The sequence below is a fragment of the Sphingobium sp. HDIP04 genome (assembly GCF_000445085.1).
Taxonomy (GTDB): Bacteria; Pseudomonadota; Alphaproteobacteria; order Sphingomonadales; family Sphingomonadaceae; genus Sphingobium; species Sphingobium indicum.
The window spans coordinates 60,273-76,895 of sequence record NZ_ATDO01000078.1; the positions used below are offsets into that span (position 1 = coordinate 60,273).

General features: G+C 65.8%; 13 protein-coding genes. 5 read left to right on the forward strand and 8 right to left on the reverse strand.

Features of this window, described 5'->3' with window-relative positions:
• Positions 1-64: 64 nt before the first annotated feature.
• The gene (locus L286_RS33515; protein ID WP_020820761.1) at positions 65-1,270 is read right to left on the reverse strand and encodes a saccharopine dehydrogenase family protein; all 1,206 of its coding nucleotides are present in this window, start codon (positions 1,268-1,270) and stop codon (positions 65-67) included.
• Positions 1,271-1,705: 435 nt separating this feature from the next.
• Between L286_RS33515 and L286_RS33520 the strand changes: the two genes are divergently transcribed.
• A complete protein-coding gene (locus L286_RS33520; RefSeq protein ID WP_029986881.1) occupies positions 1,706-2,491 on the forward strand; it encodes a hypothetical protein in 786 nt (261 codons plus the stop codon).
• A 15-nt stretch (positions 2,492-2,506) separates the two neighbouring features.
• On the opposite strand, the gene L286_RS33525 is transcribed toward L286_RS33520, so the two are convergent.
• The 4 genes from L286_RS33525 to murI form a co-directional block, all read right to left on the reverse strand.
• Positions 2,507-4,090 carry a cisplatin damage response ATP-dependent DNA ligase gene (locus tag L286_RS33525; RefSeq protein ID WP_020820763.1) on the reverse strand — a complete coding sequence of 528 codons (1,584 nt, stop codon included), beginning with the start codon at positions 4,088-4,090 and terminating at the stop codon, positions 2,507-2,509.
• Positions 4,091-4,228: 138 nt separating this feature from the next.
• Positions 4,229-5,221 (reverse strand): ligase-associated DNA damage response exonuclease, encoded by a 993-nt coding sequence (locus tag L286_RS33530; RefSeq protein ID WP_020820764.1) that lies wholly within the window; start codon positions 5,219-5,221, stop codon positions 4,229-4,231.
• A gap of 220 nt (positions 5,222-5,441) precedes the next feature.
• The gene (hemA, locus tag L286_RS33535; protein ID WP_025160536.1) at positions 5,442-6,662 is read right to left on the reverse strand and encodes a 5-aminolevulinate synthase; all 1,221 of its coding nucleotides are present in this window, start codon (positions 6,660-6,662) and stop codon (positions 5,442-5,444) included.
• Between the two features lie 153 nt (positions 6,663-6,815).
• Complete coding sequence (gene murI, locus L286_RS33540; RefSeq protein ID WP_020820766.1) at positions 6,816-7,619, reverse strand: glutamate racemase; 804 nt, start codon at positions 7,617-7,619, stop codon at positions 6,816-6,818.
• 242 nt (positions 7,620-7,861) lie between these two features.
• Between murI and plsY the strand changes: the two genes are divergently transcribed.
• From plsY to topA, 3 genes are all read left to right on the forward strand, one after another.
• Positions 7,862-8,476 carry a glycerol-3-phosphate 1-O-acyltransferase PlsY gene (plsY, locus tag L286_RS33545; RefSeq protein ID WP_025161032.1) on the forward strand — a complete coding sequence of 205 codons (615 nt, stop codon included), beginning with the start codon at positions 7,862-7,864 and terminating at the stop codon, positions 8,474-8,476.
• Positions 8,473-9,555 (forward strand): DNA-processing protein DprA, encoded by a 1,083-nt coding sequence (gene dprA, locus L286_RS33550; RefSeq protein ID WP_020820768.1) that lies wholly within the window; start codon positions 8,473-8,475, stop codon positions 9,553-9,555. The genes plsY and dprA overlap by 4 nt, the downstream gene beginning before the upstream one ends.
• A 112-nt stretch (positions 9,556-9,667) precedes the next feature.
• A complete protein-coding gene (gene topA, locus L286_RS33555; protein ID WP_020820769.1) occupies positions 9,668-12,256 on the forward strand; it encodes a type I DNA topoisomerase in 2,589 nt (862 codons plus the stop codon).
• 89 nt (positions 12,257-12,345) lie between these two features.
• Here topA and era read toward each other — a convergent pair whose 3' ends face one another.
• From era to lepB, 3 genes are all read right to left on the reverse strand, one after another.
• On the reverse strand, positions 12,346-13,254 hold the full coding sequence (gene era / locus L286_RS33560) for a GTPase Era (protein ID WP_020820770.1): 909 nt from the start codon (positions 13,252-13,254) through the stop codon (positions 12,346-12,348).
• A gap of 113 nt (positions 13,255-13,367) precedes the next feature.
• Positions 13,368-14,039 carry a ribonuclease III gene (rnc, locus tag L286_RS33565; protein WP_020820771.1) on the reverse strand — a complete coding sequence of 224 codons (672 nt, stop codon included), beginning with the start codon at positions 14,037-14,039 and terminating at the stop codon, positions 13,368-13,370.
• Positions 14,036-14,860 (reverse strand): signal peptidase I, encoded by an 825-nt coding sequence (gene lepB / locus L286_RS33570; protein WP_007685824.1) that lies wholly within the window; start codon positions 14,858-14,860, stop codon positions 14,036-14,038. The genes rnc and lepB overlap by 4 nt, the downstream gene beginning before the upstream one ends.
• A 235-nt stretch (positions 14,861-15,095) precedes the next feature.
• Here lepB and pgi point away from each other — a divergent pair, with 235 nt between their 5' ends.
• On the forward strand, positions 15,096-16,601 hold the full coding sequence (gene pgi, locus L286_RS33575; RefSeq protein ID WP_020820772.1) for a glucose-6-phosphate isomerase: 1,506 nt from the start codon (positions 15,096-15,098) through the stop codon (positions 16,599-16,601).
• Positions 16,602-16,623 lie beyond the last annotated feature (22 nt).

A 16,623-nucleotide genomic window follows, 5' to 3' on the forward strand; every position in this document is an offset into this window, starting at 1 on the left:
CGTAGGCAGGAACCCAGTTCAGACGGCGGGACTGGGCTCCTGCCTTCGCAGGAGCACGTGGCTTTTAAAAGTCGAGCGGCGCGGCCAGTTCCTTTACCTGCCAGGGCAGGCCGTGCTTGTTCAGCATGTCCATGAAGGGGTCGGGATCGAACTGTTCGATGTTGAACACGCCTTCCCCCTTCCACGCGCCGGTCAGCATCAGCGCGGCGCCGACCATCGCCGGGACGCCGGTGGTGTAGCTGACCGCCTGGTTGCCGGTTTCGGCATAGGCGTCCTCATGGTCGCAGACATTATAGACATAGACGGTCTTCTGCTGGCCGTCCTTCTGGCCGGTCGCGATGTCGCCGATATTGGTCTTGCCTTTGGTTGTGGAACCCAGGCTGGACGGTTCGGGCAGCACGGCCTTCAGGAACTGGAGCGGGATGATCTCCTGGCCGTTGTAGATGACCGGATCGATGCGGGTCATGCCGACATTCTGGAGCACCTCCAGATGCTTCAGATAGGCGTCGCCGAAGGTCATCCAGAAGCGGATGCGCTTGATTTCCGGGTAGAATTTGGCGAGCGATTCCAGTTCCTCATGATACATGAGGTACATGTTCTTTTCGCCCACCTGATCGAAGTCGAACGGCTGCTTGTGCTTGAGCGCCGGGCCTTCGACCCACTTGCCGCCTTCCCAGTGCCGGGAGGGGGCGGTGACTTCGCGGATGTTGATTTCCGGGTTGAAGTTGGTCGCGAAATGCTGGCCATGGTCGCCGCCATTGCAGTCGAGAATGTCGAGCGTGTCGATCCGGTCGAGCAGATGCTTCTTGATATAGCTGGCGAAGACGCTGGTGACGCCGGGGTCGAAGCCGGAACCCAGCAGCGCCATGATCCCGGCTTCCTTGAAGCGGTCCTGATAGGCCCATTGCCAGCTATATTCGAACTTCGCCGTGTCGCGGGGTTCGTAATTGGCGGTGTCGAGATAGTCGGTCTTTGTCGCCAGGCAGGCGTCCATGATCGCCAGATCCTGATAGGGCAAAGCGAGGTTCACGACCAGCTTGGGCTGCACCCGTTCGATGAGGGCGACGGTTTCGGCGACATTGTCCGCGTCCACCTGCGCCACGTCGATGGTGACGCCGGTGCGGGCCTTCACCGATTCGGCCACCTTCTCGCAGGAGACGATGCGGCGGCTGGCGAGGGTGATATGGCTGAAAATATGAGGGTTTTGGGCCATCTTGTGAACCGCGACAGAACCCACGCCGCCCGCGCCAATGACCAGAACCTTGCTCAATTCAACTGCTCCATCGCTGTGCCGCGCCTCAGGCGCGAAAGCGCCCATATAGGGACTGTGCGTGACAGCGCAAAGTCGGAGGTTGGGGGAGGGGTGATCGACTCCTTACCGTTCGCGCTGAGCCTGTCGGCGCTTCCTGAGCGGCTGCCTTGGAGGGGTGCTTGTTTTGAAAGGGAGAAGTGAGGGGCTTCGACAGGCTCAGCCCGAACGGGGGTGGATTTTTGTGACGCGGGTAGGTTTTTGTGACGGGGGTGGGGTTCTCGTGACGGCGGTGGGGCTTTTTGTGACGGTAGCCGATTTGAGGATGCTCCGGACCACGGCTCATCTTCTCATCGGCATGGGGACGGTATATCAAGGGAAGCATCGCGGCGTGGGCATGAGGGGCGATGGAGAGGACATTGCTTTTCCGGCCTTGATCACAGGGGGGGAATGGAGATGGCGACAATCAGCGATGAGGCCTTGCGGCAGCGGGGCTTTCCGGATGCCGAGCGCAATTTTTTCCGCGTCATGGCGGTCGTGATGGCGATGGTCATCGTTGCGGGCTTCACGCTCAATCTGGCGATGGGGCGATCGACCTTCGCCGTGCCGGTCGTCTATCATGTCCACGCCTTGGTCTTTTTCGGCTGGGTGGCGCTCTATGTCGCGCAAAACTGGCTGATCGCGGGCAATCATGTCGCCCTGCACTGGAAGCTGGGCCTGCTGGCCTATGGCTGGGTTCCGGTGATGGTGGTGCTGGGCTTTGCCATCATGTTGACGTCGCTGCGCCGGACGGGCGGACCCTTCTTCTTCGACCAGAGCGAGTTTCTGTTCAGCAATTCGATGCTGCTGCTGCTTTTCGGCGCGATGGCGATGACCGCGTTGCGCCGCCGCCGCCACATGGGTTGGCACCGCCGGTTGATGATGACGGCCATGGCCATCCTGACCGGACCGGGACTGGGGCGGTTGCTGCCCATGCCGCTGTTCATTCCCCATGCCTGGCGGATCGGGATATTGGCGACGCTGATCTTTCCGGTGATCGGCATGATCGCCGACAAGCGGCGGCATGGCCATGTCCATGCGGCCTGGTTCTGGGGCGTGGGAGCGATCGTCCTGACGCAGCTCCTCGCCGATGTCATCGCCTATAGCGGTTTCGGGATCGGCATCACCCACGCCTTGCTGGAAGGCACGCCCGGAAGCGCGCGGCCCATAGAAGCCTTCCTTCCGCCGGCTTTCGGTTCCTGACGGCGGGGCGCGCAGTCAGATCAGGAACCGCCTGAGGCCGGCGATGCTGTCCGCCTCATGCGCCGGCTTGTCGCGGCGGATGCGGGATATGCGGGGGAAGCGCATGGCGAGGCCGGATTTGTGGCGCCTGCTTTCGTGAATGCTGTCGAAGGCGACCTCCAGCACCAGCGACTTTTCCACCTCCCGCACCGGGCCGAAGCGGTTGACCGTGTTGGTCCGCACGAAGCGGTCCAGCCATTTCAGTTCCTCGTCGGTGAAGCCGCTATAGGCCTTTCCCACGGGCAGCAGTTCGCCCTCCTCCGTCCAGCAGCCGAACGTATAGTCCGAATAGAAGGATGAGCGTTTGCCGTGGCCGCGCTGCGCGTACATCATCACGCAGTCGGCGGTCAGCGGGTCGCGTTTCCACTTATACCAGAGCGCGGCCCTTCGCCCCGCGACATAGGGGCTGTCGCGGCGTTTGAGCATCACGCCCTCTATGGCGGCGTCGCGGGCGCCTGCGCGTATTTCCGCCAGGCTCTCGAAATCGGGCGCTTCGATCAGGGCGGACAGGTCGAAGCGGTGCGGGTCGAGTTGCGGGACGATGCTTTCCAGCCGGGCGCGGCGTTGTTCCCACGGCAGCGGGCGGAGGTCTTCGTCGGCGTCCAGCAATATGTCGTAGAGGCGGACGAAGGCGGGATAGTCGTCCATCATCTTTGCCGTCACCGCCTTGCGGCCCAGCCGTTGCTGGAGGGCGTTGAAGCTGGCGGCTTCGCCTCCCTGGAATTCGCCCTTCACCAGCAGTTCGCCGTCGAGGACGGCGTGGTGGCGCAGGGCCTGCGCTATGTCGGGGAAGCTGCCGGTGATGTCGTCCCCGGCGCGGCTGTAGAGGCGGGTTTCATTTGGCGTGCCGACGATCTGCACGCGGATGCCGTCCCATTTCCATTCGGCGGCATAGTCGGAGAGGTCGACGCTTTCCGCCTCCAGCGGGTGGGCGAGCATGAAGGGGCGGAAGAAGGGCGTGCCCGCCGGGTCGGGGCGGTCGGCCTTCCCCTCCGCCCATTGGAAGAGGTCGGCATAGGGCGGTGCGAGGGCGTGCCAGCATTCCTCCACATCGTCGACGTCGAGGTTGAAGGCCTGCGCGAAGCCGGTCTTGGCGAGGCGGGCGGAGATGCCGACGCGCAGGCCGCCGGTCGCCAGCTTGAGCAGGGCGAAGCGGCCGGAGGCATCGAGATGGTCCATCATCCGGGCGAGGATCGCGGGGGCGGCGGCGCGGCTGGTGGCGTGGAGCCGGTCTATGATGGCGGAGAGGGAGAGGGAGCCGTCGTCCACCTCCGGCGGCTGGTCTTCGGCCTTGGGCCAGAGCAGGGCGACGGTTTCGGCCAGGTCGCCGACATAGTCGCGGCTCATTTCGAACAGCACGGGGTCGACGCGGGCGCGGGTCATTTCGGCGATGGTGGAAGCCTTGACCGCCTTCAGGTCCAGATTGCCGGTGAGGGCGGCGAGCGCCCAGCCCCGGTCGGGGTCGGGGGCGCTGCGCATATAGGCGGCGATAAGGTCCAGCTTGCCGTTGCGGGAGCGGGTGTAGACCAGGCCGTCGAGGAGTTGGGAGAAGGCGCGCATTTCAATCCCGACCCCCGTTCGTTTCGAGCGCAGTCGAGAAACGAGGCAGGACCGAGTTCAGCGACGCCAAATGGTATGTGCGTGCTATCCGTTTCTCGACTTCGCTCGAAACGAACGGATGTGGTGCGGTGGGGACCATCAGCCCTCATCCTCGTCTTCGCGGCCGATCAGGGCCAGCGCGCGGGCTCGCATCTGGTGGGTCATGCACCAGTGGAGCAGGGCTTCCTCCCGGCCGTGGGTGATCCAGGTTTCCGACGGGGCGACTTCGCGGATGGTGTCGGTCAGTTCGTCCCAGTCGGCATGGTCGGAGATGATGAGGGGCAGTTCGACATTGCGCTGGCGGGCGCGCTGGCGGACGCGCATCCAGCCCGACGCCATGGCGGTGATCGGATCGGGCAGGCGGCGGCTCCAGCGGTCGTTGAGGGCGGAGGGGGGCGCCACGACGATGCGGCCGCGCAGCTCTTTGGCCGGTTGGTCGGTGGCGGGGCGCAGCTCGCCCAGATCGACGCCGAATTGCGCGTAGAGGGCGCACATGCGGTCGAGCGCGCCGTGGATGTGGATGGGGTCGTGATGTCCTCTTGCGCGGAGTTCGCTGATGAGGCGCTGGGCCTTGCCGAGGGCATAGGCGCCGACCAGCACGCAGCGGTCGGGATTGGCGTGGAGGGCGGCGAGCAGGCGGTCGACTTCGCTGCCGGTGTCGGGATGGCGGAAGACGGGGAGGCCGAAGGTGGCTTCGGTGACGAAAATGTCGCAGGGGACGGGCTGAAAGGGCTGGCAGGTGGGGTCGGGGCGGCGTTTATAGTCGCCGGTGACGACGACGCGCTCGCCCGCATGGTCGAGGACGATCTGGGCGGAGCCGAGGACGTGACCGGCGGGGATGTAGCTGATCGTGACGCCGTTCATGCGGATTTCTTCGCCATAGGCAAGCGCCGTGCCGGATGTAGTGCCGTAGCGCAGGGCCATGATGGCCAGCGTCTCCCGCGTCGCCCACACATGGCCATGGCCGCCCCGCGCATGATCGGCATGGCCGTGGGTGACGAGGGCGCGCTCCTGAGGGACGGACGGATCGATCCAGGCATCGGCCGGGCGGACATAGATGCCGGTCGGGTGGGGTTCGATCCAGTGGGGCATGGCTGTCTGAAATGGTGAGGGAGGCGGGTTGGTTCCGCAAGGGGCTTTGCATGGCCGCGGGGTGGGTGGGGGCGCGGGGCGGCGTGGCGTTGCGCTTGGCACCGTTAGGAGGCCCGGCAGGCGGGGTGAATTGTTCGAAGGATGGAAGAGGATTTGCCTCGGGCGTTGCGTTGGCCCACCCCCTAGCCCCCTCCCGCTTGCGGGAGGGGGAATGCGGTTGTCAGGCGGCCTTTTTGAATTCCAGTTCCAGGCGGTCCCAGATTTCGACCAGGGCGTCGACCAGTTCGCGCATCATCTCTTCGTTGTGCGCCGGGCCAGGGGTGAAGCGCAGGCGTTCCGTGCCGCGGGGGACGGTGGGGTAATTGATCGGCTGCACATAGGCGCCATATTCGGCGAGCAATATGTCGCTGATCCGCTTGGCCTTCACCGGATCGCCCACCATCAGCGGGACGATGTGCGTGACCGAGGGCATGACCGGCAGGCCCGCTTCGGCCATCAGCCGCTTGAGGGTCGCGGCGGACGCCTGCTGGCCGTCGCGTTCCTCGCTCGACTGCTTCAGGTGGCGGACGCTGGCCAGCACGCCCGCGACCAGCACCGGCGACAGGGATGTCGTGAAGATGAAGCCGGGCGCATAGCTGCGGATCACGTCGACGATCATCTGGTCGGCCGCGATATAGCCGCCCATGACGCCGAACGCCTTGCCCAGCGTGCCTTCGATGATGGTCAGGCGGTGGGCGACATCGTCGCGTTCGGAAATGCCGCCGCCGCGCGCGCCGTACATGCCGACCGCATGGACCTCGTCCAGATAGGTGAGGGCGTTATATTCGTCCGCCAGGTCGCAGATCGCCGCGATGGGGGCGATGTCGCCGTCCATCGAATAGACGCTTTCGAAGGCGATCAGCTTGGGCGCGTCGGGGTCTTCGGCGGCCAGCAGTTCGCGCAGATGGTCGACGTCATTGTGGCGGAACACCCGCTTTTCGCAGCCCGAATTGCGGATGCCCGCGATCATCGAGGCGTGGTTCAGCTCGTCGGAGAAGATGATGCAGCCGGGCAGGATCTTCGCCAGGGTGGACAGCGTCGCCTCGTTCGAGACGTAGCCGGAGGTGAAGAGCAGCGCGCCTTCCTTGCCGTGCAGGTCGGCGAGTTCCGCTTCCAGATCGACATGATAATGGGTGTTGCCGCCGATGTTGCGGGTGCCGCCGGAGCCTGCGCCGACATCGTGCAGCGCCTCCTCCATCGCGGCGACGACCTTGGGATGCTGGCCCATGGCGAGATAGTCGTTGGAGCACCAGACGGTGATCGGCTTGGGCCCGTTATGGCCGTGGAAGCAGCGGGCGTTGGGGAAGGCGCCCTTGTTGCGCAGGATGTCGATGAACACCCGATAGCGACCTTCGCTATGGAGCCGGTCGATCGCCTGCGTGAAGATGTGCTTGTAGTTCACTTGAACGCCCAGTCCCTGTTCCCGCATCCCCTCTTTAGAGGGGCATTTATCCGCTGTTTCGGCCTATTACCAGTGATAACCGCTCGCAGCCTTAGGGAGAATTACCTATCACACTGATAGAAAGGCTTGCGATTGGACCAAAGGTCCACCCCTTCAAAGCCCCTCTATCCTTTGCAGGCCATAGCTTTCAAGAGCGGGGCGGAGCCGTTCGACGCTATCGTCCAGGCGGGTGAAGACGGCGGTTCCGGGGAGCGGTTCCGACGGCCATGGCTGCCCCTGGGTCAGATAGGCGATGCGGCGGGCAATTCCTTCACCGCCGTGCACGAAACGGAGCGGGCGGGGCGATGCGGCGGCCAGTTCGGCCTCGACCAGCGGGAAATGCGTGCAGGCGAGGACCACTATGTCCATCCGGTCGCCGCCGGGCTGGTCCAGCAGTCCGGCCAGAGCGTCGCGCGCCACGGCAGGGTCCAGCGGTTCGCCGCGCAATTTCGCTTCGGCCAGTTGCACGAGGGCAGCCGAGCCATGCCGCAGGACCGTGCAGTCGGAGCCATGTTCGGCGGCGAGCCGGTCCACATAAGGCTGGCGTACCGTGGCGTCGGTGCCGAGGACGCCGAAGACCCGGCTTTGCGAGAGCAGGGCGGCGGGCTTGATCGCGGGAACGGTGCCGACGACGGGGATGTCCAGCGCGGCGCGGACTGCTGGCAGGGCGATGGTGGAGGCGGTGTTGCAGGCGATGACCGCCAGGCGCGGGCGGTAGCGTTCGACCAGGCGGCCCAGCAATGCGGGCACGCGGGCGGCGATCTCCGCCTCGCTCCTTGTGCCGTAGGGGAAGCCAGCGCTGTCCGCCGCATAGATGACCGGGGCATGGGGCAGGGCGGCTTGGGCGGGGGCCAGGATGGAAAGGCCGCCGACTCCGGAATCGAAGAACAGCAGGGGGGCTTGGGGTGCGACTGTCATTATGGTCCGACATGTCGCGGGATGGGGCGGGCCTGTCAACATGGGGGAGGGGGATCATGTTGAGGTTGGTGGAGGGGGTGGGGCGTGACCTGTGGATTTCCCCTCCACCATTCGCTTCGCGAATGGTCCCCCCCCCCATCTGCGATGGGGAGGAATTGGGTGGGTTTCCATATATGTCGCCTTCGCCATTGCCCGGCGCGTTGGGGGCGCTATGGTCGCGCCGCAACTATTTCGGCGAGATCATGACTCCTCCCTGGCTTCTTCCCGCATTCGTCCTGCTGATCGGTTATCTGCTGGGTTCCATACCCTTCGGGCTGTTGCTGACGCGCTTCACCGGGGCGGGCGACCTGCGCAAGATCGGGTCGGGCAATATCGGCGCGACCAACGTGTTGCGGACGGGGCGCAAGGAACTGGCGGCGGCGACGCTGCTGCTCGACCTGCTGAAGGGCGGAGCGGCTGTGCTGGTGGGCGCGGCGCTGGTCGAGGGAGGCGGGCCGATGGCGGGGGGCATGGCCTTCATCGGCCATTGCTATCCTGTCTGGCTGCGCTTTGCCGGGGGGAAGGGCGTGGCGACCATGATGGGCGTGGTGACGGCGCTTTACTGGCCTGCCGGGATCGTCTTCGCGGTCGTGTGGCTTGGGGCGCTGTTCGGGACGAAATGGTCCTCCGTGGGCGGCATGGCGGCGGCAGTGAGCGCGCCTGTCGCCATGTGGTGCTTCGGCCGGATCGACCTGGTCCCCGTCGCGCTGGCGCTGGCGCTGATCGTGCTGTGGCGGCACCGGGAGAATATCGCGCGCCTCCTAAGGGGCACCGAGCCGAAGGTGGGCGCTTCGAAAAAGGCTTCGACCGGGGAATGAGCGAGCAGGAGCGGTTCAACCGCCTGCGCCTGATCCGTTCGCCGCGCATCGGCCCTGTCACCTTCCGCCAGTTGATGGCGCGCTTCGGCACGGCGGGCGAGGCTTTGCGGGCGCTGCCGGACATGGCGGCGCGGGGCGGCGGCAAGGCCAGCATCGTCGACGCGAAGATAATCGAGCAGGAAATCGCCCGCAGCCGGGCGGCCGGCGCCCGCTACCTGATCATGGGCGATGCCGATTACCCCTTCCTGCTCGACCAGATGGAGGGCGCGCCGCCCGCTCTGATCGTGCGCGGCGACGTGTCGCTGGCGGCGCGGGAATGCGTGGCGATGGTGGGGGCGCGCAATGCCTCCGCCGCCGCGTGCCGGTTCGCCCGCATGCTGGCGCAGGAACTGGGGCAGCGGGGCGCGGTGGTGGTGTCCGGGCTGGCGCGGGGCATCGATACGGCCGCGCATCGGGGCGCGCTGGAGAGCGGCACCATCGCCGTCATCGCCTGCGGCATCGACATCGCCTTTCCGCCCGAAAATGCGGAGTTGCAGGAGCGGCTGGCCGAGCAAGGGCTGCTCGTCACCGAGCATCCGCCGGGCACGCAGCCCCTGGCCCGGCAGTTTCCGGCGCGCAACAGGATCATAGCCGGGCTGGCCAGGGGCACCGTAGTGGTCGAGGCCGCGCCCAAATCCGGCTCGCTGATCACGGCGCGGCTGGCGGGGGAGGCGGGACGGGAGGTGATGGCGGTGCCCGGCTCCCCGCTCGATCCCCGCGCCCAGGGGTGCAACCAGTTGATCCGCGAGGGCGCGGTGCTGATCCAGAACGCCGCCGACGTGATCGAGGCGATCGGCGCCATCGATCCGCGCATGGTCCGGCAAGCCGGAGGCGACTTTGCGGGCGAGCCGCCGTCGGGCGATGTGGCCGAGCGGGAGCGGGCGTCGGTCGTCGCGCTGCTGGGGCCGGCGCCCGTGCCGGTGGATGAACTGATCCGGCTGTCGGGCCTTGGCCCCGCCGTGGTGCAGACCGTGCTGCTGGAACTGGAACTCGCCGCCCGGCTGGAACGGCATGCGGGCGGGAAGGTCAGCCTGTCGTGACGGGCGTCCTGACCGTGCGGAATGCCGCCTGCATCGCGGCGGCTTGACGGGGGGCGGAAACAGCTTTCAGACTCGCGCGTGTACGTGAGAGACAATTTGAACCGGGGCTTGAATGCAGCTTGTCATCGTTGAATCGCCGGCCAAGGCGAAGACCATCGAAAAATATCTGGGCGGCGATTTCCATGTGCTGGCCAGCTATGGGCATATTCGCGACCTGCCGCCCAAGGACGGGTCGGTGGACCCCGACAACGGCTTTGCCATGAGTTGGGAAAATTATGGCGACAAGGGCAAGCAGCTAAAGGCCATTGCCGACGAAGCCAAGAAGGCGACCCGGCTGATCCTGGCGACCGACCCCGATCGCGAGGGGGAGGCGATAAGCTGGCATGTGCAGGAGGTGCTGCGCGCCAAGAAGGCCTTGCCGCAGAAGGTCGACCGCGTGACCTTCAACGCGATCACCAAGCAGGCGGTGACGGAGGCGATGGCCCAGCCGCGCGCGCTGGACGAGGATCTGATCGACGCCTACCGGGCGCGGCGGGCGCTGGATTATCTGGTCGGCTTCACGCTATCGCCGGTGTTGTGGCGCAAGCTGCCGGGCGCCAAGTCGGCGGGGCGGGTGCAGTCGGTGGCGCTGCGGCTGGTGGTCGAGCGGGAGCGCGAGATCGAAAGTTTCGTGCCGCAGGAATATTGGTCGGTCGCGGCGGAAATGGAGCAGGCGGGACAGGGTTTCACTGCCCGGCTGGTCAAGTGGCGCGGCGAGAAGATCGAGCGGCTGACCATCGGCCGGGAAGGCGACGCCATGGCCGCGAAGGCGGACGTGGAGGCGGGGCGCTTCACCGTCGAGAAGGTCGAGACCAAGCCGGTTTCGCGCAATCCTCCGCCGCCCTTCACGACTTCGACGCTTCAGCAGGAGGCGGCGCGCAAGCTGGGCTTTTCCGCCAGCCATACGATGCGGATTGCGCAGCAGCTTTATGAGGATGGCGCGATCACCTACATGCGTACCGACGGCGTGCAGATGGACGGCAGCGCCATCTCCGCGGCGCGCAAGGCGATAGCGGAGCGTTATGACGGCGGCTATCTGCCCGAAAAGCCGCGTCAATATCAGACCAAGGCGAAGAATGCGCAGGAGGCGCATGAAGCGATCCGACCGACCGAATTTTACCGGGACAAGGTGGGATCGGGCGATCATGCGCGGCTGTACGACCTGATCTTCAAGCGGGCGCTGGCGAGCCAGATGGCGTCGGCGCGGCTGGAACGGACGACGGTCGATCTGGTGGACGGGACCGGGCAGCATGGGCTGCGCGCCACGGGGCAGGTCGTCATTTTTCCGGGGTTCCTGGCGCTTTATGAGGAAGGCCGGGACGATCCTGAGCGCGGCTCCGGCAAACATGCCTCCGCCGATGGCGAGGACGACGACAGCAAGCTGTTGCCGCGCATGGCGGCGGGCGATGCCCCGGCGAAGCGGAAGGTGACGGCGGAACAGCATTTCACCCAGCCGCCGCCGCGCTATTCCGAAGCGTCGCTGGTCAAGAAGCTGGAGGAACTGGGGATCGGGCGGCCCTCCACCTATGCGTCGACCTTGCAGGTGCTGAAGGACCGCGACTATGTGCGGATCGAGAAGAACCGCTTTTTCGCGGAGGAGAGCGGGCGGCTGGTGACGGCCTTCCTGGAGCGTTTCTTCGAGCGTTACGTGTCCTACGACTTCACGGCGGGGCTGGAGGAGGAGCTGGACGATATTTCCGGCGGGCGCGCCCAGTGGCAGGCGGTGCTGGAAGCCTTCTGGCGCGATTTCAAGCCCAAGACCGCCGAGGTGATGGAGCAGAAGCCGTCGGACATCACGGCGGAACTGGACAAGTTCCTGGAGCCGATGCTGTTTCCGCTCAAGGCGGACGGGTCCAACCCCCGCGCCTGCCCGATGTGCGGCGACGGGCAATTGTCGCTGCGCGGCGGGCGGTTCGGGGCGTTCATCGCCTGTTCCAACTATCCCGAATGCAAATATACGCGGAAGTTCGGGCAGCCGGGGGGCAAGGACGGGGCCGAGGATAGCGGGCCGGAAGTGCTGGGCAAGCATCCTGAGACCGGGCAGGACATCGTCCGGAAATCCGGGCGTTTCGGCCCTTATCTCGAGATGGGCGAGGGCAAGGAGGCGAAGCGCGGGTCCATTCCCAAGGATTTGCCCGATGGCGAATTGACGCTGGACTGGGCGGTGAAGCTGCTGAGCCTGCCCCGCGAGATCGGGCTGCATCCGGAGACGGGGAAGCCCATCGTGGCGAATATCGGGCGGTTCGGGCCTTATCTGCTGCATGACGGCAAATATGGGCGGCTGTCCTCCACCGCCGAGATTTTCGAGGTGGGGATGAACAGCGCCGTCGCGAAGCTGGCGGATGCGGCGAACAGGGGCGGGCGCGGGGCTTCATCGCGGGAGCCGCTCAAGGTGCTGGGCAAGCATCCGCGCACGGAGGCCGAGATCAAGCTGATGGCGGGGCGCTATGGGCCTTATGTGACTGACGGCACGACCAACGCGACCTTGCCCAAGACGATCGAGCAGGACGCCCTGACGCTGGAGGAAGCGGCGCAGTTGATCGATGCGCGGGCTGCTGCCGCGCCGGCGAAGAAGGGGAAGAAGGCGGTGGCGAAGAAAGCGGCGGCGAAGAAGCCCGCTGCCAAGAAGGCGCCTGCGAAGAAGAAGGTGGCGGCGGAGTAAAGCTCTACCTCCGTTCGCCCTGAGCGAAGTCGAAGGGCCTGGCTGAGCGCAGCCGAAGCCACTTCGACAAGCTCAGTGGAGGGCGAACTTTACTCCACCCAGTCCAGGCCGATGTCGCGGTAGATGAAGCGGTCGTCCTCCCAATCCTCCTTCACCTTGACGTGGAGGTAGAGGTGGACCTTGACGCCCAGTAGGCTCGCCAGTTCGGCGCGGGCCTTCGAGCCGATTTCCTTGAGGCGCTGGCCGCCCTTGCCCAGCACGATGGCGCGCTGGCTGGCGCGGCCGACCAGGATCTGCTGGTGGATTTCGACCGATCCGTCGTCCCGCTCGCTATATTTTTCCGTGTCGACGGCGGCGGCATAGGGGAGTTCGGCGTGGAGTTGATGGTATAGCTGCTCGCGGGTGATTTCCGCCGCCAGCATGCGGTCGGTGGCGTCGGAGACCTGATCCTCCGGGAAGTGCCAGGGGCCTTCGGGCATGGCCCTGGCGAAGGCGGTCTTGAGTTCGGGAAGGCCGTCGCCGGTCGCGGCGCTGACGAAGAAGGTCTCCGCTATGTCGAGCTGTTCGTAGAGACGCTGGGTGTGGACGAGCAGCTTTTCCTTGATGGCGATGTCGACCTTGTTGAGGATCAGCCATTTCTTTTCCGGGCGGGCGGCGAGGGCGCCGACGATCGGTTCCATCTTGGCGCCGAGGCCCGCCTTGCCGTCGACGACCAGCGCGATCAGGTCGGCGCCCTGCGCGCCGCCCCAGGCGGCCTGCACCATCGCGCGGTCCAGGCGGCGCTTGGGCTGGAAGATGCCGGGGGTGTCGACCAGCACGATCTGCGCGTCGCCTTCGATCGCCACGCCCATGACGCGGGTGCGGGTGGTCTGCGCCTTGGGGCTGGTGATCGCCACCTTCTGGCCGACCAGCGCGTTCACCAGGGTGGATTTGCCCGCATTGGGCGCGCCGACGATGGCGATGACGCCGCAGCGCTGATTGTCGAGATCGAGGTCCAAAAATTACTCCGTTTCACAAAAGCGAAGCGTGTTCCTGCGAAGGCAGGAACCCAGGTCAAACGGCTGAACTGGGCTCCTGCCTACGCAGGAGAACGCCATATCATAAAAGTCGCTCAGATTGTCAGCTTGTCCAGCAGGGCCTTTGCCGCTGCGGTTTCCGCTTCCTGTTTGGAACCGCCCGTCGCGCTTGCTTCGCCTGCGCCCTTGATGCTGACCGTTACCGTGAATTTCAGGGCGTGGTGGGGTCCGGAGCGGTCGGTCATCGCATATTCCGGGGGCTTGCGCTTGTTGGCGGCGGCCCATTCCTGGAGGGCGGATTTGGGATGTTTGGGCGCGCTTGCCTGGGTGTCGACGCGGTCGGCCCAGAGGCGGCGGACCAGGGTGCGGGCTTCCTCCAGACCGCCCTCCAGATAGAGTGCGCCGATCAGCGCCTCCATGACGTCGCCCAGCACATTGTCGCTGTCGGCGGCGCCGTCGTCGCGGGCCTGCTTGCCAAGGATGAGATGCGCCGGAACCCCGGCGCCGCGGGCGACTTCGGCGCAGGTCTCGCCCGACACCAATGCGTTGAAGCGGCGGGAGAGCTTGCCTTCGGGTTCGCCCGAAAAGCGGTCGTAGAGCCACTCCGCGATCAGCAGGCCCAGGATGCGGTCGCCCAGGAACTCCAGCCGCTCATAGTTCACCGCATGGGCGCTGCCATGGGTCAGCGCCTGGGCGAAGGCCGTCCGGTCCTTCGGCGCGTGGCCGATCAGGGCCTTCAGCCAGCCTTCGGTGTCCGCTTTCGTCAAAAGCCTTCCCCGATGCGGCTCCAGCGCGCCGCGGACACCCAAGTCCAGGGCAGCAGCCAGTTGGCGCTGCCGTCGGTCGAGAAGACGGAGATCATCGCCTTGCCCACCAGATTTTCCTCCGGCACCAGGCCGATGCCGCCGCCGTCGACCGCCGGGAAGCGGCTGTCGGCGCTGCGGTCGCGATTGTCGCCCATCATGAAGAGGTGGCCTTCGGGCACCACCACCGTGTCGCGGTCGTCCGCCGCGCCGTCCGGCACCAGGTCGAGGACATTGTAGCTCTTGCCGCCGGGCAGGGTCTCGCGAAACTGCGGGTAGCGGCACTGGCGGCCGCCTCCCGCAAGCGGTTCCTCGAACTTGGGGCGGTAGCAGGGGGAGGGGCTGCCCTCCCTGGCCGCCGCATCCTCCATATTGGGGGTGACGGGGATGACGAGGTCGGCCACCTTCTGCTTCGGGATCGCCTGGCCGTTCAGATAGACGGTGCCGCCGCGCACGGAGATCATGTCGCCGGGCAGGCCGATGACGCGCTTGATATAGTCGTTCTTCTGGTTCGGCGGCGCCTTGAACACCACGACGTCGCCCCGCTGCGGCGTGGAGGCGAGAATGCGGCCGGGGATCAGCGGAATGCCGAAGGGCAGCGAATAGCGCGAATAGCCATAGGGCCATTTCGCCACCAGCAGATAATCCCCGATCAGCAGCCGCGGCTGCATGGATTCCGACGGGATGTTGAAGGGCGACACGATGAAGCTGCGCAGGACGAAGACGAACACCGCCAGCTTTGCGAGAAACCAGAGGAAATCCCGCGTTTCGGATTTTGCGCTCATGCTTTGGTCGTCTTTTCCTTCAATTCGCCCTGAAAACAGGCCGTCGCGGCTTTTGCGGGTTCGTAAAGCCGCCGTCAAGCAGGCTAGAGACCAAGCGATCATCACCCGATGACCCTTCGCGACCTGAATTTTCTGTCCAAACGGTGCAATAGCGGAACGACTTGGCTAGGATGGGCAAGAATCGACAGGTGCAGCGTCGGTATCGATCAACGGCGAAACAAGAGGATATTCCCCAATGTCCAGCCCTGCACTGGCAGCGCTCGCGGCTCTTCCCCAGGCCGATCTCAAGGCCATCTTCACCGCCGATCCCGACCGGCTGAGCAAGTTCACGCTGACCCAGGGGCCGATCCGTTTCGACTGGTCGAAAACGCATCTGACTGACGATCTGTTCGCGGGCTTTCTGAAGCTGGCGGAGGAGAAGGGCTTTGCCGCGCAGCGGGACGCGCTGTTCGCGGGCGAGGCGGTGAACAACACCGAGGGCCGCGCCGCCGAGCATCCCGCCGAGCGGGGCGAGGGCAATGCCGACAGCGTGGCGCGGGCCAAGATGTTCCATGCGCGGATGCGGGCGCTGATCGACGCGATAGAGGGCGAGGCGCTGGGGCCGATCCGGCATATATTGCATATCGGCATCGGCGGGTCGGCGCTGGGGCCGGACCTGATCGTCGATGCGCTGGGCGGGGACGGGGCGCGTTATGACGTCGCCATCGTGTCCAATGTCGACGGCACGGCGCTGGAACGGGCGATTTCGCGCTTCGATCCGGAAGCGACATTGATCGCCGTGGCATCCAAGACCTTCACCACGACCGAAACCATGCTGAACGCCGCGAGCGCGATCAACTGGATGGTCGAGGCGGGGGTGGACGATCCTTATGGCCGGGTGATCGCGCTGACCGCCTCGCCGGACAAGGCCATCGAATGGGGCGTGGACGAGACGCGGGTGCTGCCCTTCGCGGAGTCCGTGGGCGGGCGCTATTCGCTCTGGTCGTCCATCGGCTTTCCGGCGGCGCTGGCGCTGGGGTGGGATGCGTTCGAGAGCCTGCTGGAGGGCGCGGCGGCGATGGACCGGCATTTCCGGTTGAATGATCCCGGCCGGAACGCGCCGCTGATCGCGGCCTTTGTCGACCAATATTATGCGCGAGTGCTGGGGTGCCAGACGCGGGCCTTGTTCGCCTATGATGAAAGGCTGCGGCTGCTGCCATCCTATCTCCAGCAACTGGAGATGGAGAGCAACGGCAAGAGCGTGACGCGGGACGGCAAGCCTGTCGACGGGCCGACGGCGGCGATCACCTGGGGCGGGGTTGGCACGGACGCGCAGCATGCGGTGTTCCAGTTGCTGCATCAGGGGACGATCCTGACGCCGGTGGAGTTCATCGCCTCCATCGAGCCGGGCCATGCGCTCGACCCGGCGCATCATCGGGCGTTGCTGGTCAACTGCTTCGCGCAGGGGGCGGCTTTGATGCGGGGGAAGGAGAATGACGCTGATCCGGCGCGGGCCTATCCCGGCAACCGGCCTTCGACCACCATCCTGCTGGACGATGTGACGCCGGAGGTGCTGGGGGCGCTGATCGCCTTCTACGAGCATCGGACCTTCGCCAATGCGGTGCTGATGGGAATCAATCCGTTCGATCAGTTCGGGGTCGAACTGGGCAAGGAGATCGCCAGGTCCATCGAGGCGGAGGGGCCGCAGGGCTTCGATCCGTCGACCATGGCGTTGATCGACCTGGCCTTGGGCGGGCTTTGACGAGCAGGCCCATCCCGCTTGC